This window comes from Mucilaginibacter endophyticus (assembly GCF_003351025.1).
Lineage (GTDB): Bacteria > Bacteroidota > Bacteroidia > Sphingobacteriales > Sphingobacteriaceae > Mucilaginibacter > Mucilaginibacter endophyticus.
This window is the reverse complement of the sequence record NZ_QPCG01000001.1, coordinates 1,361,621-1,385,732: the sequence shown is the minus strand read 5'-3', so window position 1 is coordinate 1,385,732 and position 24,112 is coordinate 1,361,621. Positions and strand designations below refer to the sequence as shown.

19 protein-coding genes are annotated in these 24,112 nt (G+C 45.4%); 2 read left to right on the top strand and 17 right to left on the bottom strand.

All coding sequences use genetic code 11. The features are described from left to right. Positions 1–12: 12 nt before the first annotated feature. From DUL71_RS05520 to DUL71_RS05460, 13 genes are read right to left on the bottom strand one after another with little or no spacing between them, the layout of a single operon-like run. Positions 13–2,724 carry a hypothetical protein gene (locus DUL71_RS05520; RefSeq protein ID WP_114937097.1) on the bottom strand — a complete coding sequence of 904 codons (2,712 nt, stop codon included), beginning with the start codon at positions 2,722–2,724 and terminating at the stop codon, positions 13–15. Beyond that, positions 2,721–6,014: a baseplate J/gp47 family protein gene (locus tag DUL71_RS05515; protein ID WP_114937096.1), complete on the bottom strand. Its 3,294-nt coding sequence runs from the start codon at positions 6,012–6,014 to the stop codon at positions 2,721–2,723. The genes DUL71_RS05520 and DUL71_RS05515 overlap by 4 nt, the downstream gene beginning before the upstream one ends. An 8-nt stretch (positions 6,015–6,022) precedes the next feature. Next, a complete protein-coding gene (locus tag DUL71_RS05510) occupies positions 6,023–6,445 on the bottom strand; it encodes a GPW/gp25 family protein (RefSeq protein ID WP_112573749.1) in 423 nt (140 codons plus the stop codon). Positions 6,446–6,448: 3 nt separating this feature from the next. Next, positions 6,449–6,739, bottom strand: a complete 291-nt coding sequence (locus DUL71_RS05505) for a PAAR domain-containing protein (protein WP_112573750.1) — start codon at positions 6,737–6,739, stop codon at positions 6,449–6,451. A gap of 8 nt (positions 6,740–6,747) precedes the next feature. Continuing rightward, a complete protein-coding gene (gene vgrG, locus DUL71_RS05500; RefSeq protein ID WP_114937095.1) occupies positions 6,748–8,499 on the bottom strand; it encodes a type VI secretion system tip protein VgrG in 1,752 nt (583 codons plus the stop codon). A 6-nt stretch (positions 8,500–8,505) separates the two neighbouring features. After that, a complete protein-coding gene (locus tag DUL71_RS05495) occupies positions 8,506–9,177 on the bottom strand; it encodes a CIS tube protein (RefSeq protein ID WP_114937094.1) in 672 nt (223 codons plus the stop codon). Then, complete coding sequence (locus DUL71_RS05490) at positions 9,177–9,362, bottom strand: DUF5908 family protein (RefSeq protein ID WP_114937093.1); 186 nt, start codon at positions 9,360–9,362, stop codon at positions 9,177–9,179. Before DUL71_RS05490 ends, DUL71_RS05495 begins: the two co-directional genes overlap by 1 nt. A 4-nt stretch (positions 9,363–9,366) precedes the next feature. Further along, positions 9,367–9,825, bottom strand: coding sequence for a phage tail protein (locus DUL71_RS05485; RefSeq protein ID WP_114937092.1), 459 nt, complete (start codon positions 9,823–9,825; stop codon positions 9,367–9,369). 2 nt (positions 9,826–9,827) lie between these two features. Beyond that, positions 9,828–10,259, bottom strand: coding sequence for a phage tail protein (locus DUL71_RS05480; protein WP_112573755.1), 432 nt, complete (start codon positions 10,257–10,259; stop codon positions 9,828–9,830). Positions 10,260–10,297: 38 nt separating this feature from the next. Beyond that, positions 10,298–12,286: a phage tail sheath C-terminal domain-containing protein gene (locus DUL71_RS05475; RefSeq protein WP_114937091.1), complete on the bottom strand. Its 1,989-nt coding sequence runs from the start codon at positions 12,284–12,286 to the stop codon at positions 10,298–10,300. Positions 12,287–12,297: 11 nt separating this feature from the next. Next, on the bottom strand, positions 12,298–13,752 hold the full coding sequence (locus DUL71_RS05470) for a phage tail sheath family protein (RefSeq protein ID WP_114937090.1): 1,455 nt from the start codon (positions 13,750–13,752) through the stop codon (positions 12,298–12,300). Positions 13,753–13,770: 18 nt separating this feature from the next. Then, complete coding sequence (locus DUL71_RS05465; RefSeq protein ID WP_114937089.1) at positions 13,771–14,955, bottom strand: hypothetical protein; 1,185 nt, start codon at positions 14,953–14,955, stop codon at positions 13,771–13,773. A gap of 38 nt (positions 14,956–14,993) precedes the next feature. Continuing rightward, positions 14,994–15,671, bottom strand: coding sequence for a Pvc16 family protein (locus DUL71_RS05460; RefSeq protein WP_161964378.1), 678 nt, complete (start codon positions 15,669–15,671; stop codon positions 14,994–14,996). Between the two features lie 327 nt (positions 15,672–15,998). Between DUL71_RS05460 and DUL71_RS05455 the strand changes: the two genes are divergently transcribed. Then, a complete protein-coding gene (locus DUL71_RS05455) occupies positions 15,999–16,595 on the top strand; it encodes an FMN-dependent NADH-azoreductase (protein ID WP_114937087.1) in 597 nt (198 codons plus the stop codon). 51 nt (positions 16,596–16,646) lie between these two features. Here the strand turns inward: DUL71_RS05455 and DUL71_RS05450 are convergent, their stop codons facing one another. After that, positions 16,647–17,789: a metallophosphoesterase family protein gene (locus DUL71_RS05450; protein WP_208645481.1), complete on the bottom strand. Its 1,143-nt coding sequence runs from the start codon at positions 17,787–17,789 to the stop codon at positions 16,647–16,649. A 111-nt stretch (positions 17,790–17,900) separates the two neighbouring features. Between DUL71_RS05450 and DUL71_RS05445 the strand changes: the two genes are divergently transcribed. Continuing rightward, positions 17,901–18,416 carry a protease gene (locus DUL71_RS05445; protein WP_114937086.1) on the top strand — a complete coding sequence of 172 codons (516 nt, stop codon included), beginning with the start codon at positions 17,901–17,903 and terminating at the stop codon, positions 18,414–18,416. 188 nt (positions 18,417–18,604) lie between these two features. On the opposite strand, the gene DUL71_RS05440 is transcribed toward DUL71_RS05445, so the two are convergent. The 3 genes from DUL71_RS05440 to DUL71_RS05430 all read right to left on the bottom strand — a co-directional run bounded on the left by DUL71_RS05440 (position 18,605) and on the right by DUL71_RS05430 (position 23,961). After that, a complete protein-coding gene (locus DUL71_RS05440) occupies positions 18,605–19,540 on the bottom strand; it encodes a sugar phosphate isomerase/epimerase family protein (protein WP_114937085.1) in 936 nt (311 codons plus the stop codon). 3 nt (positions 19,541–19,543) lie between these two features. After that, on the bottom strand, positions 19,544–20,401 hold the full coding sequence (locus DUL71_RS05435; protein WP_114937084.1) for a sugar phosphate isomerase/epimerase family protein: 858 nt from the start codon (positions 20,399–20,401) through the stop codon (positions 19,544–19,546). A gap of 119 nt (positions 20,402–20,520) precedes the next feature. Further along, positions 20,521–23,961 (bottom strand): ThuA domain-containing protein, encoded by a 3,441-nt coding sequence (locus tag DUL71_RS05430; RefSeq protein WP_114937083.1) that lies wholly within the window; start codon positions 23,959–23,961, stop codon positions 20,521–20,523. Between the last annotated feature and the right edge of the window lie 151 nt (positions 23,962–24,112).

The following is a 24,112-nucleotide window of genomic DNA, read 5'->3' as shown; positions in this document are numbered from 1 at the left end:
GTTATTTAGGTTTTAACTGTTATTTTTTGTGCCGCCCTGCAAGGTGCCAAGGCTGCTTTTGTTCAATATAATCGGGTTGGTTTCCTGGGTATCATCATCGCAATCGCTTAGCTGGCCCTGCTGATAAACGGTGTACAGTTTTTCAAGCACATCTATAAATTTGCTGTTCAATACCGGGTCAATTGGCGTATCGGTACTTACGGCTATGTGTTTGGCTGCAAGCCAATCTTTATAAACAGCCTCAAAGCCAACCATCTGATCGTGGCCTATGAAGCAGATCCGTGGTAAGATGTGAGCAGGTGTTTCTGTACGGATAAGGCGCTCGGCATAAGTTCGAAAAGCGGTATTGCGCAACCTGACGCTGTATCCCGGCAGTATCACGCAAATGCGGAAAGAGTAAGGGTCAAGCGGTTCGCAGTATACGCCGTTAGGGTCAAGGCAAACCGGCATAAACTGGTGATGGGTGCTGTCATCGCCGGTATAATCAAATGGCGGACGCAGCAGTATATTTTCAATCACATACATGCCCTCCATCTTGAAATCGTTTTGCATAAATTTGATGATAAACGCGATCTCTGTTTCGATGGCAGCGGCGCTAAATTCCATATCATTAAGCGTAAGCAGCGTACCTGCGGAGTTTGCTATGTTATATACATATTTACCTGCGGTAGGCCCAGGACTTAAACGGTAATTTTCCCTGTCGCAGGCCAGTACGGATACCAGCCCCAGATCTTCATAGGCATCAATTTCCTTGAGATAATTGGCATTACCTTTAAATTTCACCACACCAAGCTGCGATATTGTCCAGTTGTAATGCAGGGCGTCGGCTTTAAACAAAAGGTAATCTTCAACACTAAGTTGCTGCATTTTATAATTGGAGAAACCCAGTAACATGGAGATACGTTTTTCCATGCCCGATACATTCACCAATTGCTGATCGGGAGTTTTGGCATTGTACAAGTCCATCCCACTGCCCCGGCAAATGCTCATCTGGTCATAATCTTTTAAAAAGTTAACCTTATGCCTGATGATATTGCGTTGATAATCCTCGCCATAAATACGGTACATTAAAAACACATACTCGTTAAACTGCTCAGCGAAACGGGCAAGCAAATGATCCAAAAATTTATTTTTCCTTTCGGGATAATTGTCCTGCCCGGTTTCCTTAATTACATCATCAACTGTTTGCTCCCATTGAGCATAGCCATCTACAAGTTTTTCTACATCCCTGATACCGTTTACCGTATTACTGAAATAGGTTTTGCGAATACTGTCATCAGCCGTAAGCAAGATCCTGGCGTTAGAAAGCTGGGCGAAATAATTGGCCAGCACCTGATCATAAAACAGCAAATATCCTTTAAGCTGCAAGGCCAGCGAACGCTGTTCGGTTGTAGCGGTATCGGGCAAGCCCAGCGGCGAAATGCCATAATTTTCGGGGAACTGGTTTTGCAGGGTTTCGTAATGAGCTATGTCGCGATAATCACCCTCGGGCACCGGCAAATCAACTATCTTCTTGGCTTCAACGCTGTCCTGCCAGTCTTTACGTAACTGGTTAAGGTCGGCTTGAGCTTCAGCCTTTTTAAGCTCGATAGGTACTACATCCTTGTAAAAGGTGAATGACGAATTGGTTTCGCACAAAACGGGTTTATGACCATCCTGTATGCAAAGCAGCCATTCGTTTGATTTATAGATCTTATCGGCAACCTCGCTTTGCGGCGCTGTACAGCCGCAAAAGCCAAAGGAAATGCGTTTCACCAGCCGTACGCCGTCAATCTCCATAATAATACGGTACAGATCAGACAGACGCACCTCCGTCCGCAGCTGTGAAGCTGCAAGCTCGGAAGGAATGATGAAACCTTGTTTGGCAAATTTGGTATCAATGCCCTGCAGGTTTTCAAAATCAAGCACCGGGCCTTCAAATATCTCATCAGGCTGCATGCCTTTGTCAAGCAGTTCCTGAAGCAGATAAAAAGTAATATCAGGTGTAAGGTATTGTTCAATATTGAACATGATCGTAGCCCAAATCATTTCAGGATCGGCCTGGGGCTGTAGTTCAATTTCGGCGCAGATAACTATTTCCTGGTTTTCAACCGCTTTTACCTGGTCAAGGTCTTCGCATAACTCACGGAAATAATGATATACCGATTTTATTTGTTTGATGATATCATCCTGTTTGGCTTTAATCTTTGTAGCGTCACCATTAAGTTCAGGAAAATCTTCAAAATCTATCAGGATATCATTTATGCCCTTTAAATCAAACTTAACCTCTTTGCCGGTCAGGGCGCCTTCGCCGGTTTTTGCGTAGCGGAGCAGAGGTTTACCATCTGGTTGTTTATAGTTGGCTATTATGCTATGGGGCGATTTTTTGATCCACGCATTGCGCACGCCATCTATCCGTACAAACAGCTGGCGGTAATCATCGGGTGTAACCGGGTAACCGGGTAGTATTTTTATAGCAGATAAAAACTGCTCATGCATACTTGTGGTGTTGTCATGATCAACCGCTAAAATATTTTCAACCGGCAGCGTAATACGATAGTTAAGATCGGTAAGCGCATAGCAAAGCATCTCAAGCGTTGTAATGCCGGGATCATGCACGTTATAATCCGACCAGATAGCACTGGCCAGGTCGCGGATATGCTGCATGCCCTCGGTGCGCAAAGTGTTATACTCGGGCCCAAGGCTGGTATCAATTTGTTTCGGTATGGTTAACTGATCGATCATGGGCATGTAGGTATGGTTTTGGTATCAATTAGATGTTGCTTGGCCGATACAAGAATGGCCTTTGAATTGCCTGCCTCCAAAACATCGGGGTTTGCTGGCCCCGATGCTGTGAAGTACATCTTAAAATCGGTTATATAATCAACATAGGTCAACTCTTCAATAAAGCGGATCACAACGCTTTTGTACAAGGTGCCGCCAAAATCAATATCCGCATTGCGGTTGTAAGCCCAGGGCGACAGGTAATTGATCAGATCGGTATTCAGTTTTGCGGCATACAGATTTTCATCCAGCCCGAAATAAAACTTCACTTTAAAATCAAGAACCACCTCTTCATAATCGGGATTGATAGCCAGCAGATCAACATGCATGGAGTTTAAGCCCGATAAGTATTTAGTGATCTCGCTCAGTGTATTTTTGCTAACACGGGGCTTAAATGGGTCAAAACTGATCTGGTTACGGATATCGGGAATAGCTACCACCCTCACGCTGCCCGGAGCTACTTCTATATCATCATTAGTATGGTTAAGGCATTTAACCCTGAACACCTGCGGAAACTGCGCCATTACCAGGTGTTCATAATCCCAGATGGTAATTGCACGATGTTTGTGCCTCAGGCGCTCGCTTACCCTCAAACGGAAGGCATCGTCATTTTCCGGAAGCAGGCCACCGAAGGATGCATAAGGCTGCGCAACCGATTTGATCTGCGGCAGCCTGTCAACCAGTTTACTGATAGTGGCTGCTAGCAACCCTGCTTCAAGGTGCGAAAGTTCATTATCGTTATCGACAAACTGAGCTTTCGCAGCCTGGATATGTACATTGATGAACTTGCAAACCGAATCAATTGTAACCGCGGTTGGCAACTCAACCCCAAGCCAGGTAAGGCTTTGGTTTAAGAAGGTATTGTTGGTTGTAGCCCCGTCGGGGATCAAGAATTTGATGATCCCGGAGCGTAAAAAATCATTGGTATCATCGCTAATGATATTGCTTTTATCCAAAGCAAGCCATTCATTGCCCGACAAGTAATACCATTTAGGCTGAATGGTATCTGTAAATGAAGGGGCAAGCGCGTCTTCGCTTCCCTCTGCCACCTGGAAAAGAATACTGGCTACCGAACCGGTTGCAATGCCTGCAATACCCAGGTAAAAAGCTGCAAGATCAGGTGCCTGCGGTATTGCTGTAATATTACCGTCAATAAGACCATGAAATTGTTTCTTTAGAAAAGCATGCTGCTCGGCCTGGCCAAAGGGCGTCTCGTGAAAAAACTGTACGTTATGATTTACATAGTCGGCTAACAGCGTTGCATTATTATTACTGCCGGTAAGATTGTCAATATCATTTGAAGCAAATGCTTTATAGTCTATAGTAAGCGATCCTATTTCGGGTGTATAAGGTACCGACGGTATAATTGATGTGCCATCTTTTTTGATCATGGCCGCCGCAAATAGCTTAGGGTATTCGCCGTGTAAAAAGTCGCGGTCTAAATTAATGCGGATATAATTGTCCTTAACTCCGGCCGAAAAGTTTTCGGTTTGCGTTTGCACCTGTGTGGCAGTTTGCTGAAAGCCTATAAAACCCAGCGTAGGGAAAAAGAACTGCATCGGTTGCACATATTGTTGTACAAGCGCTTTTTCGGCCTGTGCACCACCCCCATAGTTAAAGGCTCCGGATACGTTAAAGTAAAGGTATTGATTAACAAAATGCGGTGCCTGATTTGCTGGCTGGGGTACACCATCCGGCTTTAAAGTAAACGAAGGATCGAGTACGTCGATAGTGCTGCCACCTCCGGTAGGAAACCAATCGCCATCTTTTATGTATGAAACCTTAGCAGTAAAACTGTCTTTACCGGTTATTACCCTGCCTCCAAAATCCGTTGTGGGCGAGTTGGCAACAATGGTATAAGCGCTCGGTGTAAAAGAGGGACTTACAAAGTCGGCACGGTAAGCATTATAATAGGCCTCTATCGGATCAGGAACACCTTTCCAATTAATTTGAGGTGTAATTTCTGTCCATTGTTTCTGAAATATCTCGGTATTACCAATATACAGGTTTGAATGGATCTTAGGCACCGCCCCAAAAGCGAGAAACGGTTTTGACGGATCTACTTTACCATTGTCATTTTCAACAGCCAGGTTTTTCATACCTGTTACTTCCACCTCTATTTTCACGTCGTTAAGCTTTGCTTTGCTTAAGGCCTGATAAACCGGATAAGCCTTGTCCTGAACGCTCATTAACAGCCGGATTACAGGAAAATCTGTTTTGTAATTTTCTTTATGAACGGTTTGATCATAAGGCACTATAGCTTTGTCTTTTGGCGGTATATTTAAGGTGATAACCAGTTTTTGATCGCTAAGCGCGGTGGGGACTTTTGAAGAAAAATTAGCCTGAAGCCAGTCCTTTTCAGAGGTTAGGAAAACTTTGAACTGTTGTGCTATTAACGCGGGGTCGAAAGAATCAAGCCCGGTAAAGTTAAGTGTTAGCGTAATGGTACGATCTCCCTCGCTCAGCAGCAGTACTTTTGAGGCGAAAGCAAAACCCATTGAGGCGGTTGGCCAGCTTTGGCTGCCAAATGGGTTCCATTTAGGTACATCATCTTTAAAAGGGGTACCCAAACCATCCGCGGAGAAAGTAACATCGGCATAAGCCACCTTATTATCCGCCGGTGATTGGTACCAGCTTTTCATAGCAGCTATGGTAGCACTGTTTACGGCCAGTTCGGCGTTGGTTTTAAAAACTATCGGCTTAGGCTTTTGACTTTTGTCTTTTCCTGCATCAAGTGCTGTATCCTCCGGTAAAAGATAGCCGGTAAGGTTACGGGCCAGTTCAAATATCACATGCACCTTATCCGGAACTTCGGGGCGGTTACGCAGTTGTAGCACTCGTTTAAAGTAAAAATCAAGATGGCGGCCGGTAAACTGGTTCAGCGCGTCTTCCGAGTGCTGCAACAGCATAATGAAGCACATAAACAGCGCCAGGTGTGGCTCAACATCACTTTTAATGCTTGAATCGGGGAAACCCAGGCCGGCATTTTGCATTTTAACCTCAACCTGTTTTAAAAAATCCTGCAGCGCCTTTTTATCCTGAATAAAAAATGGTTTCCAGTCGCCCTGCGGATAGTTACTGTCTTTAAGGGTATAGTAGTTTATCTTTTCGGCATAAGCAGCCGCAAACGTTAGCCAGTCTTCCATGCCCAATTCTTCAATTGGGGCGCTGGCTGGGTCAAGCGCTTTCAGAAAGCGCTGTGACTGGCTTGAGCCATCACGTTGAAGCGGATTTTTATCGTTACAGGCCATGGTTTTGGTTATGGGTTGGTAGTTATGCTGGTAATATCATTTTTATAGTAAGGGAACACGTAGTTGTACCTTGAATTGGTGGTACGTACCGTGTAATTGAGCTTAATAAGCAATATCCCTTCGTTATCCATACTGCTGTCAACCTCGGTGCTGTTAAGCGTTATCCTTGGTTCAAAGTACAGTACGGCTGTTTCAATCAAATCTTTGATATAGGTTTTGAGCGTTAGGTTAACTGCCTCAAAAACTACTTTCTGTAAATCGCACCCGAAGGTTGGCTGCATAATGCGTTCGCCTAAACGGGTGGTGAACAGTATGCCAAGACTGCTTTCAATATCGGCTTCGTCGGTAAGCATTTCAACTTTGCCGGCAGCCTTGTCAAAGCTTGGCGGGAAACTCCATCCCCTGCCTATAAAAGGTATTTTTGGTTCCATTGATCAGCCTCCGATTATTACTGTTGGGCAGCCTAACACTATCGATCCGCCGTGGGCCGTGCTGTCGCCCATACGGGCAGCAGGTTTCCCTCCTATCAGCACCGTTGCCGAGCCCATGATTATAGAATCGGGCGGACCCACGCAGGTACACATATCGCCCACGCATACAGCAGGCATACCGCCAATGAGTACTGTTGGTACCCCCGGCCCTATTACCGGCCCGCCTACATGAGGCACAATGCCTGTAACCATCGGGCATACGTGCATATCGCCTATCCGTGCTGCTGCTCCCATTTTTGTTATTAGTTTATTTGTACTATTGAACCTTTAAGCGCCGCCGTGCCGCTTGATTTTACCTCAACACTGGCCGATCCCTCGGCCGATAGCGCGGTGTTGGCTTTAAGGCTTAAATTCATTCCTTCGGCATTAAAATCCTGCTGGGCTTTAAGCACCAGTTTGCCCTGGGTTTCGATGGTTATGCCATCGCTATTCATTTTTATCGAATTATTGTTTTCGTCCTTTAACTCTATCGCTCCGGCGTCCTCATCCATGGTGATTTTTTTCCCGGCAGGCGTTTCGATGGTTATCGATTTTTTATCGTCATCAAAAACAAGTTTCATTTTACTGCGGGTTACAAAGCCCTTTTGGTTGTTGGCGTCGGCGGCGGTTAAAGGAGCGTTTTTACTGCTGCTGTTGAGCATACCAAGCACTACCGGTTTGCGTGGATCGCTGTTAAGAAAACCAACTACCACTTCGTCGCCCACTTCGGGTAAAAAGAAACTCCCGCGGTCTTTTCCGGCATCCAATGTAGCTACGCGGGCCCAGATCCCCTGATCATCCGGACTGATCACCGGCATACGCACCAGGATGCGGCACTCGCCATCAGGGTCGCTTTCCAACTGGGTAACCACCCCTATCTGCAAACCCGGAACCGCCTGGATTAAAGCCGAAGCCGGTTTAATACTGGTTTCAAACTTTTCGGTAAACCATTGTGGGTCTAAACCAAACTGCGCCTCAAGCTGCCAGTCGCCGGCAGATACATGATGCTGAATGTGACTTACAAAGGCATTGCCGTTAAACCTGTCGCTCAGGTTGCTTAGCTTAATGATCATTCCTGGTTTAACCGTATGAATACCTTTAAACTTTACCCTGCCCCGCACTTTTGAAAGCACCTGTTTTTGTTTAAGTGCTGTTGCCCAGGCCTGCAATTCAGGCTGTGAAAGTTTGCCGCCGTGGTTCAGGTGATAATTACTTTCACTGAACACCCCGGCCAGGTCATCGCTTGACAGGTTGCCATTCAACTCGCCAGATGGTGGGTTGGCATCAACCTTCTCAATTTCCTGCGATGCGGGGTTCCAGGTGCGGCCGGTTATGGAGGGGAACTGAATGCGCGAATCAATTTCGGCATCCAACTCCAGCATGGTGGCCCCAAATGATAATTCTACAACCGCGCTGCCACTTATTTCGGGCTTTTTGATGGATAAGTTATTATCATCGGTATAAACAAGCATCCCATTTATTTCGGCCCGGCCGGTTATAAAATCCCAATCGGTAGCCTCATATTGTACCAGATCGCTGCTGGTGATGTTCATATCGGCTACATCGGCGGTTACACCGCTGTAAGTACTGGCAACCGTGTTTATAGCATCGCTATCCTTCACGTTTTCGCCAAAATATTTGCTGTGGCGGGCCAGGGTCATGGCTATAGCTTTGTCGCGGCATTCAATAACCAACTGCGAACCGCTGTTGCGGAGTTTGATACTGTGTTTAATAACCACACCTTTAAACAGTGTATAGTTATCAGATTCATAACCACATAGTATCTCAATGTTTTTCCCAGGTATAAATAAGTCGCCGTTGCTGGCATCAAATTTTTGTGCCGAGGTATCGCCATCAATGAGCACCAGTTTAGCTGCAGCAATACGGTTTATGCCTTTATCAATCACAATAGCCTCCACCTGCATGGTGCGCGGTATCTCGGTACCCTCAATTTTTACAATGTGGGTAACAACGGTAGCGGGCCGGGTGGTTTCTATGGTGCGGCTATCTGCCATGGCTTGTTATTGATTTAATGGTGGAAACTTGATTTTGGTACCTGTTTGCAGGTATCTGAAATCGTTGAGGCTGTTTGCCTGGGCTACTTCTATGTAATACTTTGAATCGCCATAAATCTGGTAGCAGAGCAGCGGCAGGGTATCCCCTTCATTTACCACCCTCACTTTGGTTAAATCGGGCGATTGGGCGTTTTCCTTCGCTACCCGCTTTTTATCCTCAACCGATCCAATGAATGTAGCCTTTACAATGGCCCTCAGTGGGCGCCCCTGGTTATCAAACAATTTATAGCTGATGTCCATGGTTTCCAAAGCGCCATCAAACTGAAGCGTGCCCCAGTAAATGCTTACAAACCTTGGCCGGTGCTTATCACCCTGGTACTCGATGATGAGTTTTTGCAGGTTATCGATATCTTCGTCAACTCCCAAATCACCGGCTGTAGCGCCGTTTATAACCCCGGTTCGATCAAACATCAGTTCAAAATCCATCTTCTGAGGCTCGATCTTGGAAAACTTGGGCAGCTTGCCCGATGTTCCCTGCGCCTGCTTGTCAGAGTATTTGATCTCGATCTTCTGGCTGTAGCTTTCGGGGTTAACCTGTACCGTCATGGAGCCTTCTTCATTCTTGCTCTGCGGATCGGACCAGGCCACGATCTTCATTTTGGTTACATTATCAGGCATCAGCGTTCGTTTTTATTTTTCAAAATCTCCAATATCTGCTCCACGCATTCGGCAATGATCTCGTCTTTATCACCACCTCCTCCGCCTTTTGCACCACCGCCTCCACCACCGGCACCTGAATCCTGTTCGGCAGGGCTTTGGTTTACGCTCACGCGGATGTTCAATTCTCTGATCTCGATTGGCATAACATCAGGTTTGAAGGGTGTAATACTGGTATTGCAATTCAAAACTTTCAATCGCGATACTGTTCTGCTCGGCGTTCAGATCGCTCAGGCTCCACTTTTTGGGCCAGGCCTGCACTACATTCCACGTTAAAAGCGGGTCATGCTCTTCATTAAGCAGGCTTACAGTAAGGTCTTTAGGTTCGATAATAAAATTATTGAACACGTTATTACACCAATCCATCAGCAGTTTCGATTCGGTGATCAAACCCCGTTTCAGCACCAGTGCCGGAAACTTGGCCCTCACCGGTAGCGCGTGTTCAAAACGGTTTTCGCCACCTTCCTTTTTGGATTCTGTTTCCATCTCCATAGATAGGCCCGATACGTTCTGAAAGCGGCTGTCGATATCTTCATCGCCAATGCCCGTAAACACCACCTTAAAGTGAAAACCTAAAGGCGGATAACCCGATTTAGCGTCGAAGGCCATGATTAGCCGTTTTTAATGGTTAAACCTTCGTGTGCAACCTCAAGCGTTTCAATTGCGGCTTCGTTGGCATCGGCCTTTAAATCGGCAGACTGGATCTTAACCGGGAAAGCGTTTTTAACCGACCAGGTAACTACCGGCTGATGCTCTTCATTAAGCAGGTTAATGGTAAGGTCGCGGCGGTCTATCTGGTTTAGTTTTACGGTGTTCATCCAATCATAAAACTCGTTGTCGTTAGCAAATGTGCCACGTTTTAAAGTGATGTTACCGAATTTGCGCATGCCAGGCATCTTTACTTTATTGTACTCCTTGCTGCTACCTTCGCGGTATTCAATCACTTCGGTTTCTATCTGTAATCCGGTTACTTCCGTAAAACCGATGCGTGTGCCACCCCAGTCAACCTGGAAATGGAATTTGGGTAGAGGATAATTTGCCATTTTATTTGTTTTAAAAGAAATTCAAAGATTTGATTTATTTAACTCTCCTGCATTTTGTGCGAGAAGCGAAGGATGATGAACTCGGCAGGCCTTACTACAGCCATACCTATTTCAACTATCATGCGACCTTCCAGAATATCAAGCGCGGTCATGGTTTCGTTAAGGCCAACGTGAACAAAAAACGCGTCTTCGGGCTTAGCGCCTTGTAAGGCACCCGCACGCCATTGCAGCGTTAAAAAGTTCTGGATCATTACCCTAACCTTAGTCCAGGTGTTGGCGTCGTTATTTTCGAAAACGAAAGGATAAGTCGCTTTTTTAACCGATTCTTCAACCATGATGAAGAATCGTCTAACCGGGATGTAGCGCCATTCGTTATCATTACCTGTTAAAGTGCGCGCGCCCCAAACCAGCGTACCGCGGCCTGCAAAAGCCCTGATAGCATTGATTGACTTGCCGGTAGCGGTAACATTCATGTCGTCCTGATCACTGTTGTCGATTTTCACGGCAGGGCCAATCACATTGTTCAGGCTCACGTTGGCAGGTACTTTCCAAACACCGCGTGTGCCGTCAACATTGGCATAAACCCCGGCTATCGCTCCCGATGGAGGAATGGTGCTCATCTTAAGCGTTACCGCCGAGTTGGCTGCACCGAAGAATACGTTACCTGAAAACAGCGCCTGCTCGGCCAGGTTTTCATAAAACAAAGCGCCGTTAAGTAAACCGCCAAAACCTATTAAAATGGTAGCGACGGTATCACTCAGCGCCTGTACAATTGAAAGTGCACCGGCAGCATCTTTGGTAAAATTATCGGCGTTGGCAGCTATTGCAGCATAATTTGAGTTGGCAACCCAGGGCGTATTATCCAATACCGAATAAACAGGTGTTGGGTTACGGCCGGCAGTTGTGTTAGCAGCTACCTTCGCGTTTTTTTCGTAGGCAATAAGGTTGGTGATAGCTGCTTCAAGTTTAGCATCTTTGCTTAAGGCATCAATATCGTTACCATATAATGCGGCAACCGGAGCATCCTTGGCTTTTTTACCGGATGTTACTATTGCTGCCAATAAATCCAGGTAACTGGTTAGCTGTACATCCGGGGTTACGTTTTGAGCAATGTTATTGGCCAACGCGTTTAACTTAGCCTTTACAGCATCGATACCATTTACCCTCAGCGCGGTTGCATCTGCGGCAGCGCTAAAAACAAAGCTTATTACCTTATCGGTATCTTTACCGGCATTTTGAAGGTTAGTTACCAAGGCCTTCTCAGCAGGACTTTTTGAAAAGCTATCGTAGTTGGTGATCTTTACTGATGGTGAAGCATTATTCCAGAACTCCAGTTGCCTGAAATCTACATTAACATCGTAACTTGTGATAATCCATGGATAATAAGCCGCGCCATAGTTAAGGTTATTGATCCCGATTGAGCTGCGGAAATTATCGATAGGCTTATTGGTAACATCCTGGCGTTTATCGCCCTGCAGCACGTCAAGTATTGAAAACCTGTCTTGCATGGTGGCGCAAAGTCCTAAAGCCTTCGTTTGCAAATTACTGAATGCTACTAAATCCGGATTGCCGGCACTTAGCAGTTCAACCGCATCTGGAAACAGAATGAGTGTTGGTTCATCCTCAGCAGTAAGGGTATCGATACCTCCTGATATTGGCGGCGCTGTTACCGCTGCGGAAAAATCGCCAACGGAAACGATATAACATGGGCCGCCGCCATTATCAAAATATTGCCTTAGCGATACATACAGGTGAAACCGTTTGTCGGATGCTACGCCCAGGATCTGGTTGTTAGCCGGGTTAACAGTAACTTTTATAGTTGTCGGTACATAGGCCCCACCAAATAAGCTTTCAAACTCCAGCAATGATTTTATACGGGTTGGTATGTTCACCAATGATTTCCCTTCAGGCGTTAATGCAAAGGCCGTAAAGCCGATAAAGGCTGGTATAGCGGTTTCAACCTGGGCAACTGATGGCGGAAACAGTGCAATTTCCTGCACGTAAACTCCGGGTGTTTTATAAGCCATGACTAATTGATTTAAGATTGAACCATTTTATGACTAAAGCGAAGAATAATGAACTCTGCCGGACGAACCACAGCCATGCCCACCTCAACAATGAGCCTGCCTTCCAGTATATCAAGCGAGGTCATGGTTTCGCCAAGGCCAACGTGTACAAAGAATGCATCTTCGGGTTTTGCGCCTTGTAAAGCCCCCGCGCGCCATTGCAGTATTAAAAAGTTGGCTATCATACCACGTACCTTAGCCCAGGTATTGCCATCATTTGGCTCAAATACAAAGGGCTGGGTTGAGTTTTTAACCGATTCTTCAACCATGTTAAAGAAACGCCTTACAGATATGTAGCGCCATTCATTATCATTACCGGCAAGGGTTCGTGCCCCCCAAACCAATACACCTTTACCAGAAAACGCCCTGATAGCATTTACCGATTTACCGGTACTGGTAACGTTCATATCTTCCTGATCGGCATCATCAATTTTAACCATAGGTGCCACAACCATGTTCAGGCTCACGTTTGCCGGGGCTTTCCAAACACCGCGGGTATTATCAACAGAGGCATACACGCCTGCTATTGCTGATGCCGGAGGCAAAATAACCGAGAACAGGCTGGTTTGCTGTTTGATATAGTTATACAGATCGCTGTTTATGTGATAGATAGAGTTGGCTGTATTCTTATCATCGCGCAACACAGCAGTAGCCGGAAAATCTGTAGCGGTAACGCCTGTGCCTGTAACAATCAGCTGCTTGCTTTCATCGCTGAAATAGTTGATGCTGGTTTGTAGCCATGGATAATAAGCGGCTCCATAACTTAGGTTATTAACCCCAATAGCTGTACGGAAAGCGGTCGCGATATCGCCAAAGGCTTTTTTACCTTTATCGGCAACAGCTACGTACGGATCAATAAGCACTACTCTATCCTGTAAAAATGCAGCCTGGGCCAGTGCAGCGGTAAATAACCCGTAATAATCTGCCGGGGCGGTAAGCGTTGCGGCGTCGGTAAACAGCAGGATGGTTGGCTCATCTTCCTTCTGAACAGCGGCAAGCGCGTTGGTAAGCAAGGTTTTGTCAACCGCAACAGCCGCGCCGGTTTGCCCTGCCGATACGATATAGCATGGGCCCCCGCCATTGGCAAAATAAAGCTGCAGGCAATAGTACATCCTGAATTTCAGTGCTGCATAGGGATCATCAACCGCGGCATCAAATGAAAACACACCCGCCGCTTTTTTGATTTTGATACCTGTTGCCGTACCGGTTGTGGTGAACAAAGTATTTTCGGCAAAACCAAAGATCTGCTCATATTCCTTAAGCGATTTGATCCTGACAGGGTTGTACTGCAGCGACGCCCCGTTATAGCTAATGTTTTGTGTGTAGCCTATAAAGGCCGGGATAGCCGTTTCAACCTCGGCTACCGATGGAGGTAGGAGCGGAATTTCTTCCACATAAACACCCGGAGTTTTGTATGTTGTTGCCATGTTACTGTTTTTTACTTCCTAAAAAAATATGTCTGAAAAAATCTGGTTGGTTTCTGGTTTTATGAGCGATGCCGTAGCATTGGGCAAGTCATCGGTAATAGGTTTGTTGTTTTTGTCGTTCACTTTTACCGATATAAAACCTTGCCTGGTAAGCGGCAGTGCATTGGCACTTATGGAAGCCGCGCCAAACATAGCGCCGATGTACCGCCAATAGGTCGACCGGTTTTTGAACCGAAGGCTAAATACTGGCGCCTTCAGCGTTGTATCTGCCTGTAAAAGGTTATAAACCGCATTGCTTGTTTTTACACAGATATCAATAAAAGCCCAGGCCGATGCATCCGTACTATAATAAAACGGGAAATCGTCGGTGTAACCGGTATCGGCCAAATGAGCGGTATATAAGCCCTCTGGCAGGCTGCCCATATCGGCTTTGACAATATTCAATTCACCGGTTTCTAAACTGGTAGTTACATTTATCACGTTTCCCTGCCTGTCTTTTATGGTAAGCGCCGGAGTTTTGCCGGCTACCGTTACCTGGTAGATAAATACCCTTCCGCACTGACGGATCAGATCGGCACTACCGGCATAGCTCAATGGTTTACCACCTACCAGCGTATCGGTGATCCAATTACCGGCAGGGGTAGCTCCAGCAGTTGGGTCGAGGTTATTTTTTTGCTGGGCGATGAATAACTTGGTCGGTGTGGCCTGGTTATCAACCAGCATATCCCCCGGATAATAATCTGTAGCCGCTTTATATACATTAGGAGTAGCAGTTAAAAAAGGCGACACACGTTGCGACAATGCCGGATCATTGGTAAAAAAGTACACCATGCCATCGGGCGCTTTTAACGGCAATGAACTGTAATTAGCAAACAATCCGTCGTTTATGGCTACGCTGAAGCTAAACACCATATTATCCGCCGGAACTATCTGTGGCTGCTCTTTAGTACCGTTTAAGGTATACGGGATACCGGTGATGATACCGGTTTCTGTTTGTTTGTAAACCACGTGCAAACCGGCAAACTTTGCCCGGGTAGCTTTGGTAGGCGTTACACTCATGAAACTGCCTATGTCGTAACGCCCCAGCATAGCCAGGCGCTCATCGGCACTAAGTGTGTCAAAGAGTGTGGCACCGTCATCAAGATGATAATGATGACTGATGGCAATCTCAAACAGCGTTTCGTAGTTCAGGTCCAGTACCATCGGGTTATAATTTATTGGTTAATCGCCCGCACTAATCTTCAACTCAGTTTATCGCTTAGTTCTATCTTTTTAATGATACCACGTGATTCGGTTACATTATCGCGCAGTATTTCAACCAGTCTTACACGGTATAGTACATAGGGAAATTGTTTACCGCCCAGCGTGCTCCACAGGTAGTTGGCTTGCTCAAATGTGGGCGAGTAAATGTCAAGTATGAGGCGAAAATCGCCGAGGCCAACTTTTGTCGTCGGGCTGTTTTGTTGGGTAAAAGTATTCTTCCCTTGAAAAAACTCGACGATGTGCGACAGGAAGATCAATGATTTTTCATACGAAGAATGCAGACAGGCCGAAAACAAAACATATAAATTAAGATACATAGGCGCGTTGCGGTAGTTAATATCATCGCCGTTTCGTACATAATTGGGCATGTTTTTCATGGTAAACTCTTCGGAAAGATTTACCAGTGTTACCAGGACATTTTCCAGTCCCTTGATCTCATCATCGCTCAGATGGGCCACATTTTTAAGCTGGGTAAAAGTTGAACTGAGCCCGCTGTTTCCATCGGTTGTTTTGAGGTAGTTGTTCAACTGCTCAGTTAAAAAACTTAACGTTTGGTAAATCATGATAAATAGATGTTTATAGGTTGGCTGCAGTTTGGCTGCTGATGTTATACCAAAGTTGGGCATCTCTGTTAAGTAACGTGCAAGTGTACGCACGGTAATTGCCACGTATTTCTACGTAATCGCCCCGCGTATAATTACGTGGTAATGAACAGGTTAAAACAACACAAAACCTTTAAATTTCAATAAAAACGAACTTTTACCGCCGGGCGGCTGGGAGTAAAAAAGATCGTGCCATATAATCGGCGTAGTTTGAGCAATTCAGGGCCGTTGTTAAACAATACCAAACCTATCTAATTGATGTTCAAACAAATAAATTCAATTTAAGATACTACTATCCTAAAGGATACCGGTATCCTTTAGGATAGTAGTATCTTTTTGATAGTAAAGTAAAATAATTTTGCTTTCACAAAATTCAGAGCAATGAAAATATTACATCTCATCAGCAGCCCTCAGGGCGAAGCATCATTCAGCGTAAAATTGGGCAATGCCATTGTTAACGAAATACAATCGGCCCATCCGGATAATACTTTAACTACCCACGATTTAACCGCTACGCCATTCCCTCACCTGGAAGAAGCGCACCTTACTTCTTTTTATACCCCGGAAGAAAAAAGGACACCAGAACTTGTTGAAGCAGTTAAACATTCGGACGAGGCTATTGCCGAGATAATGAACGCCGATGCCATAGTTATCGATACGCCGATGTACAATTTTGGCATCCCATCTACCTTAAAAACATGGATAGACCATATAGCCCGGGCAGGTAAAACTTTCAGCTATGGCGAAAAAGGCCCTGAAGGCCTGGTTAAAAACAAGAAAGTGTACCTGGCCATTTCATCTGGCGGTGTATACTCAGAAGGTTTTATGAAAGCATATGACTTTACCGAGCCTTATTTAAGGGCGGTTTTAGGCTTTATGGGTATGACCGACATCAAAACCTTCAGGGTTGAAGGCGTAAAAATGCCGGGCTTACAGGAAACGGCTTTAGATAAAGCCATACAGGCTATTGAACTTTAATAGTAAACAAAAACGGGAGGTTTAGCCTCCCGTTTTTGTTATTTATGCTATTCAGATCCTGACTGTAAAGCTGTCTGTCAAAACAGCAGTATGTTCATCTTCATCCGCTACGGTATAATACTCCCCGCTCAATACTAATCCCCTGTTATCGCGTTCAATAGCAATCTTTAAAAAGCCATGTTTGGTGTCGCAGCTATTTTCGAGGCTTACACCATCAAATCGCGAATCTTCGGCCGTAAAGCCTGCATTATCTGTAAGGGCAATAGGATGCAGTTCATCAAAGCCTCCTGTACCGGCAACAATATAGGGCATTACAGTTAAATCGGCATATTGCTTACTGAAACGCTGATAGTTGTGTACGTGTCCGCTAAAAACAATATCAGGGCGGATGCCGGTCTCCTCAAAAACACCTTCCAGGAAATCGATCATTGGCAAACTGGCACCATGATTAATATCTGCCGAATAAGGAGCATGGTGCATGCAGAGGATAACGGCTTTATCCGGCCGTTGCATATCGGCAGCTCTTAGCTCATCCATAAACCAGTCGCGCTGTTCGCGGGTAACAATGCCGTATTTAGGTACATTGGTATGTAAACCGATGATGGTTGCCAGCGGGGTATCCATTGTCCAATAAATATTGGGCTGAGGCATGCTTTTGCGGTCTATCTTGCGGCTCAGCATTACCGGACGCGAAACAGTATCACAAAACACGGTGGTAAATGCATCCAGACTTTGATATGGCATGGCGGCAGCCGGATTTACATCGCTATCATGATTGCCGGCAATGGCGAATATAGGTGCGGGGTACAGGCTATAAGGTTCAAAAAACTGATCATAATAGTTTTGAGCTTCGCCATAATTGTAAACAACGTCACCCAAATGATATAAAAACTTAGGCTGCTCCTTACCCGAAATCGTTTCATACTGTGCAGCCATTAAGCCTGCTATCCGCCTTTGCGAACCGGGATTGCGAATGCTACCGGTATCCCCCACCATATGAAAAACCATTTTATTACCGGCGATATCCGATATTACATCTTGTACCGATAAATGATATGGATAAGAGCCTGATGGCTCTGGCAGGGGTTGAAACTTATAGCTATCATCCGGCTGATCTCTTTTGATAACCGGGCTGGTATGTTTTAATGAAGAAACTAAAGCCATTTGCTCCATAATACCTGCAAAAATAAGCAAGCTATATTAAGGCAGGGTTAAGTTGGGATAGATATTGCTAGAATAGCAGAAAGGCCATAAGAGTTTATTCAGCTATCCAATCTTTTGCCCCTGAAGGCTTAAATTTGCAGCATGAAAAACTACAAAATAATCTTATCTGCAGCGTTACTAACCTTATCGGCATGTAGCGTTAACCATGTAAAAAACACTTCTGCCGGTTCCGATTCTGCTAAAAATGAAAGCCCTGCTGCAAGCCCAGGCCTGTTTGCCAAAATGCAAATAAAGCCAACCATTAAAATCGGTGAAGCTGTTGAACTTAAATTCACGGTTTATAACGATGCTGATACCGCCCGTCAGTTTTGCAAATGGCATACGCCGTTTGAGCCGCTTATGAGCAAATACCTTGATGTGAAAGATGCAAGCGGTCAGGAAATGTTATATAAAGGCGCAATGGCAAAAAGAATAATGCCGCCACCTGCCAGCAGCTATATCAAAGTAAATCCAAAGGATAGCCTGTCAGCAACTGTTGACCTGTTAAAGGCATATGATATCAGCAAACCATCAAAATACACTGTAATTTACGTAGGGCAAAATATGAGCGGCGTTACGGTGAAGGATAGTATTGAGTTTGTTTATGGGGAAAAATAAGAAGTTCCCTCTAAGCGAACTATCGACTCACCCGGTCTGCGCTTCGCTGGACCACCCTCTCTATCCTTCGGATAAAGAGGGTAAGAAAAAATATAAATTAAAATCCCCTCTTTACGCGCAGCGTAGAGAGGGGTGACGAGCGCAGCGACGTCGGGGTGAGTCAATGCAACGTTTAATCCATCTGGAGATCAAGAAGCCACTGCCTTCATCTTCGCCAAGGCTGTTTTAGCTACCGTTAAAGCATCCTGAGCGTAATAACTTTTATTAAAAACCTCGAACGAGATCACCAGTGGCCGTTCGGGGTTTTTAACTATTTGCAATATCTGTTTAAGAGGAGCGATACCATCACCGCAATAGATCCTGTCCGGTTCAGAGATTTGTTCCGGACTGATACCTGCGGGATAATCATTTACGTGAAAAATATCCAGGGCATGGTGACCAACATAATTCAAACTATCTACTGCTGATTGGCCTTTGAAAACGTGAAATACATCAAGCAAAATGCGGGCGTTGGGGTTACCGCATTGCGTAGCCACATAAAGTACCTGGCTTATATGCTTGAGATTTTGCGAGCCGCCCCACATTTCTAACTGCGGCATCACGCCGGTTTGTTCGCCCATTTTTAGGATGGTAAGATAACGCTCCGTTGCCACATCCAGATCGAGCACCGGGCCTTTGGTCATGCCTGCGGATGGGGCTGCTATGCGCTGACACCCTATCTTAGCCAGTATTTCCATTTCCTGCTGCAATTGCTCTAAACCCTTTTTTCGGGTTGCTTCATCATCAACCAGCCAGGGGGCAAAACCTATCGCATCTTCAATTTTAAGCCCGAGCCCGTCTATGATCTTTTTTGCTTCGGTTAATGAACCGCCGCTATGCAGATAGGTTTCCAGCGTATCTATCCAGATTTCAACAGAAGTAAAACCTGCTTTTGCAGCTACTTCAAGTTCCTTAACAAAACCAAGGTTATGCCCGCGAATGGTGCTCATGTTTAACGAGTAAACAAAGCCATTGCCAGTTTTGGGCGCAATGGGAGCCGAAGTTGCACTGGCTTCGCTTAAAACAGCTGCACCTGCCGTTAACCCTATTGCTTTTAACACTTGCCTGCGGTTTAAATTGCTCATATATTAATCTTTTAAACCTTTCAGATAGGCGATGGTAACCGGTAACTGCTCGCTGTATGACGGGCTTTCATCCTCAATAAAATAATGTTTAATACCGGCTTTTTTAGCAGCTTTTAACACTTCGGGAATATCTATTTGTCCTGTGCCTAAGGCAACATCGTTTTTGGTATCGGTGCCACCTGTAAGGTCATTAGCTACGCCCTTGCGGATATCTTTCAGGTGCATCAGTTTCATGCGCGAAGGATATTTGTTAATAAGCGCTGCAGGATCCTGCCCGCCATGGAATGACCACAAGATATCAATCTCGAACGAAACATATTTCGGATTGGTGTTTTGGGCGATATAATCGAACAGTGTGCCATCATTGTAAGGGCCAAACTCATAGCCATGATTATGGTAGCAGAAGGTTAAACCGGCTTCGCTCAAAATCTTGCCCACACGGTTAAAATCTGTAACAGCTTTTTTGGCATCATCCAGGGTAAATTCCTTGCCATGCGGAATCCAGGCAACCATCACATACTTTGCTCCCAATATCTTGGCCAGTTTGATCACACTGCCCGGATCATTTACTATAGCATCGTATCCCGCTCCTGTTGACGGAATGGTGATACCTCTATCGTCACACATTTTCCTGAACTCTTCGGGCGGCATGCCTTTGGGGCCTTCACCTTCAATTTCGGTAATGCCTAATGACTTAATAGTATCCAGTACAGCAGCCGTTGCCTTGGGCATGCTGCTGCGAAATGTATAGGCCTGTACGCCTATAGCACCGGTAAACAATGGTTTGTTTTGTGCCGATGCTTTGTTTTGCCCCAGAGCCATGGCGGCTGAAAGAGCAACAAATAAGATTGTTTTTTTCATGTTTTAATCAGGATTTAAAAAAGGCGTCATTGCGAGGTACGAAGCAATCGCGAACTATACAGGCGGACCGCCTATTGGGGATTGCTTCGTACTTCGCAATGACGTGGTTATGAATAGGACTACTCAACAAATTGAATATCCTTCAGATTTAAAATACCATCACTCGGTTTAGAATGTTTTATAGCGAAAAAATATACATCATGCTTTCCACTCACCGGCTTGCTTAACTCTCCGGTAACTTCGCCGGTTTTATCCCATGCGCCTGTTGTTTGATAAGCTACTGAACTGATCACCGGCCCGGCCTGCGAATCTATTCTTACTTCAATTTCGCCGTCATAATCTTTTGAGGCGTATTTATAAGCAAACTTGCTGATATTGGTCAGGTCGATATTTCTGAAAAGCACATACGATTTATGGTTGCCTGCCGACAGATCATCTTTAAACCTGTTGAACCCTTTCAATTCATCAGCATAAACAGCCTTAATCGCCGAATTACGTAAAACCACCATATCAGTAGCTTTCAGCGGACCAACAACTTTACCGCCTTTATCCGTATATGATGCCAACAACGTATACTCGCCACGCGGCTCAGCATTATTGAACTTTAAGTTGAGCGTGCCGGTTAAAGGTAGCGGCAAAACGGGGTTCTTTTTATCTGTAAGCGAAAAAATGTATTTTACAATTTCCTTTGTATCGGCATTTGATAACTGCGGATGTGCGCTCATCACGTGTTCGGTACCCCAGCTACCGGCACCACCCGCTATTATCTTTTTAGATAGCTGATCGATAGCTCCCTTTTGCGCTTTATACCGGTTGGCTATTGCCAAAAAGCTTGGCCCTACTGCGGTTTTATTAATGGTATGGCACGATTTGCAATCGCTGTTAGCAATTAGCCCCTTGCCCGGATAGCTAACCTCGGTAGTAGATAATGCCGTTAGGTTTTGGGTAGTGCTATTGGCCGACGGCTGCGGATTATAAATGTAAAACAGCTTTACCTTTTTAGGGTCGATTTTACCATCCTCCTTATCGGCAACCACCACATGATAGCGGAACGGTTTGCCCTTCCATATAAATGATTTATTATCGGCACTGGCTATGGTAACTTCGGGTTTGGTATTACCAACCCTCACAATTACGGTATCACGACCTGTTAAGCCGCCCTTATCGGTTACCTTTAAAATAGTTTTATAAACGCCGGGTTTTGTAAAAGTATAACTTGCCGACGGTGTAGATGCCCCAACCGTTTTACCATCAAACAGCCACTGATAAGTGATCTTATCATCGTCGTCCAGATCTTTACTGTTTTGACTGCTGAAACTTACCTTAAGCGGGGCCTGCCCGGCTATTTCCTTTTTAGCCGGAAACTCTTTTACTTCGGAGGTCAGGAACTTCATCCTGTTGAATTTATTAAAGGCCGCTGTATCTGAGATACTGGCTTTGGCAATTGGCGCACGGTTGCCCGTGTTATACTCGATCTTAACCAAACGGGCATCTTCATTTTGAGCACCATAGACTGAGCCATATTCAAGCATATATAAAGCACCATCGGGGCCAAATTGCATATCAATCGGGCGGCGGAAATCACCGTTGGCAGGCATAAACGCTTCGTTACGCAGGTAGTTCTCATTTTGGTCAAAACGGAGATCAATTACCCAGTTACGCATCCAATCGGCAACAAACAAGGTGCCGTCATAATACTCGGGGAATTTATTAGGGTTTTTGACGCCCTTATCAAACTCATAAAAATCGCCACCTATGGCGCAGCGACCGCCCATACCCAGTTCTGGAAACTCATCCGAAGCCGCATAAGGATACCAGATCATGGCCGGCATAGCGGGTGGCAGCACGTTCAAACCCGTATTATTAGGCGAATTATTTATAGGTGCTTTAGGGTCAAAATTTGGCCCCGGTTTAGCGTTAACAAAATCCCAGTGCGAGTAAGCGAAGTTATTCCCCACAAAATAAGGCCAGCCAAAGTTGCCCGCTTTGCGTGCCTGATTAAACTCATCATAACCACGGGGACCACGCGGCGAATCATTCCCTGCATCCGGACCAATCTCTCCCCAATACAAAACCGATGTTTTAGGGTTCACCGCTATACGATAAGGGTTACGGCACCCCATTACATAAATTTCGGGTTTGGTTTTAGCCGTACCCTTGGGGAAAAGGTTTCCTTCAGGAATAGTATACGTACCGTCAGCTTCCGGGTGGATCCGCAGGATCTTGCCTTTAAAATCATTTGTATTACCCGCGCTGCGTTGCGCGTCAAGGCTGTAATGCTCCGTACCGGGACGTTCATCCAACGGCGCATATCCGTCTGAGGGGAACGGGCTTGAGCTATCACCTGTAGACAGATACAGGTTTTTATCTTTATCCCAGGCCAATGAGCCACCGTGGTGCGCGCCACTTACTTTTTGTACAGGCACTTTAAACAGGATCTTTTCTGATTTCAGGTCGAGCACGTCCGCCGGGCTGAGCTTAAACCTTGAAAGCTGAAAGTTAAGCGGCTCAATCGTTTGTCCGGCAGGCATATAATAGATGTAAACAAACTGGTTCTTTTCAAAATCAGGATCGAGCGTCAGGCCAATAACGCCTGTGCCTCCCTCATAAGTGATCGGAAACTTGTGAATCACTTTAAACTTGTTGGTTTTGGTGTTGTAAACCGAGAAGTTTCCCATCAACTGGGTAAAAAACACGCGACCGTCTTTGGCAGCAGCCAGTTCCATAGGCGAGGCAATGTTGCTCACCAAAACAGTTTTCACAAAGCGGGTTTGGTCAGGCGCTACTTTGGAGTACGATTTGCTATAATCAAGCGGTTTACCATTGCCCATGGCGTATTTGATACCACCAAGCAATTGCCCTAAAAACAGCGGATCGCTGTAACTTTCGTCTGTATGACCGCAGCCGGTATAAAATGCCCTGCCGCCATCAAATTCATGATACCAGGTGATAGGGTGATTGGCACCGTTTGTACCTCCGTCGTACGTGTTTTCGTCAAGGCTTGCCAGTACGTGGATACCACTGTAAATGGATTTGTAGTTATACCACTCGTCGGTACGCTCCCAACGTGTGGGCAAATTGGCTGTAGCCGGCTGGCTTTTATCCGTTACGTCGATGGTAGCCTTACGGATATTGGAGTTGTTAGGATGACTTGAAAAATAAGCGCCAACCAGTTTGCCGTACCAGGGCCAGTCATACTCGGTATCGGCAGCGGAGTGTACGCCCATAAAGCCACCTCCTGCCTGTATGTAACGTTCAAAAGCTGCCTGTTCAACGGCGTTAAGTACGTTGCCTGTGGTACAGTTAAAAATTACAGTCTGGTATTTTTTAAGGTTATCGTCGGTAAAATTGGCCGAATTGGTAGTGGTATCAACATCGAACCCATTCTCATCGCCTAATTTTTGGATGGCCGCTATCCCAAACGGGATACATGAATGGTGCCAGCCTAAAGTTTTTGAAAATACCAGCACGCGTGGCTTATCAAACGGCTTTTTAAAGGAATAAAGCAGGAAAGTTAATCCTGTCAAAAAAACGTAGGTGAGTTTTGTTTTTAATGACATGTTTGAGGTTATTATTGGTTTACATTTTATGAACAGTCATAAAAGCAGCATTATCCCCTCGCCTTGCTAAAAGGATTTATGTACGAGGCAAGAAAATATAAAATGCTTGGTGCTAAAAGGGCTGTTCAAATAATTGGCTTACACAATAATA

Coding starts and splice junctions, on each gene's coding strand:
- DUL71_RS05520 (WP_114937097.1), bottom strand. CDS start 2,724: ATGATCGATCAGTTAACCATACCGAAACAAATTGATACCAGCCTTGGG.
- DUL71_RS05455 (WP_114937087.1), top strand. CDS start 15,999: ATGAAAATATTACATCTCATCAGCAGCCCTCAGGGCGAAGCATCATTC.
- DUL71_RS05490 (WP_114937093.1), bottom strand. CDS start 9,362: ATGCCAATCGAGATCAGAGAATTGAACATCCGCGTGAGCGTAAACCAA.
- DUL71_RS05475 (WP_114937091.1), bottom strand. CDS start 12,286: ATGGCTTATAAAACACCCGGAGTTTACGTGCAGGAAATTGCACTGTTT.
- vgrG (WP_114937095.1), bottom strand. CDS start 8,499: ATGGCAGATAGCCGCACCATAGAAACCACCCGGCCCGCTACCGTTGTT.
- DUL71_RS05515 (WP_114937096.1), bottom strand. CDS start 6,014: ATGGCCTGTAACGATAAAAATCCGCTTCAACGTGATGGCTCAAGCCAG.
- DUL71_RS05470 (WP_114937090.1), bottom strand. CDS start 13,752: ATGGCAACAACATACAAAACTCCGGGTGTTTATGTGGAAGAAATTCCG.
- DUL71_RS05465 (WP_114937089.1), bottom strand. CDS start 14,955: ATGGTACTGGACCTGAACTACGAAACGCTGTTTGAGATTGCCATCAGT.
- DUL71_RS05480 (WP_112573755.1), bottom strand. CDS start 10,259: ATGGCAAATTATCCTCTACCCAAATTCCATTTCCAGGTTGACTGGGGT.
- DUL71_RS05510 (WP_112573749.1), bottom strand. CDS start 6,445: ATGGAACCAAAAATACCTTTTATAGGCAGGGGATGGAGTTTCCCGCCA.
- DUL71_RS05485 (WP_114937092.1), bottom strand. CDS start 9,825: ATGGCCTTCGACGCTAAATCGGGTTATCCGCCTTTAGGTTTTCACTTT.
- DUL71_RS05440 (WP_114937085.1), bottom strand. CDS start 19,540: ATGAGCAATTTAAACCGCAGGCAAGTGTTAAAAGCAATAGGGTTAACG.
- DUL71_RS05430 (WP_114937083.1), bottom strand. CDS start 23,961: ATGTCATTAAAAACAAAACTCACCTACGTTTTTTTGACAGGATTAACT.
- DUL71_RS05505 (WP_112573750.1), bottom strand. CDS start 6,739: ATGGGAGCAGCAGCACGGATAGGCGATATGCACGTATGCCCGATGGTT.
- DUL71_RS05445 (WP_114937086.1), top strand. CDS start 17,901: ATGAAAAACTACAAAATAATCTTATCTGCAGCGTTACTAACCTTATCG.
- DUL71_RS05435 (WP_114937084.1), bottom strand. CDS start 20,401: ATGAAAAAAACAATCTTATTTGTTGCTCTTTCAGCCGCCATGGCTCTG.
- DUL71_RS05495 (WP_114937094.1), bottom strand. CDS start 9,177: ATGCCTGATAATGTAACCAAAATGAAGATCGTGGCCTGGTCCGATCCG.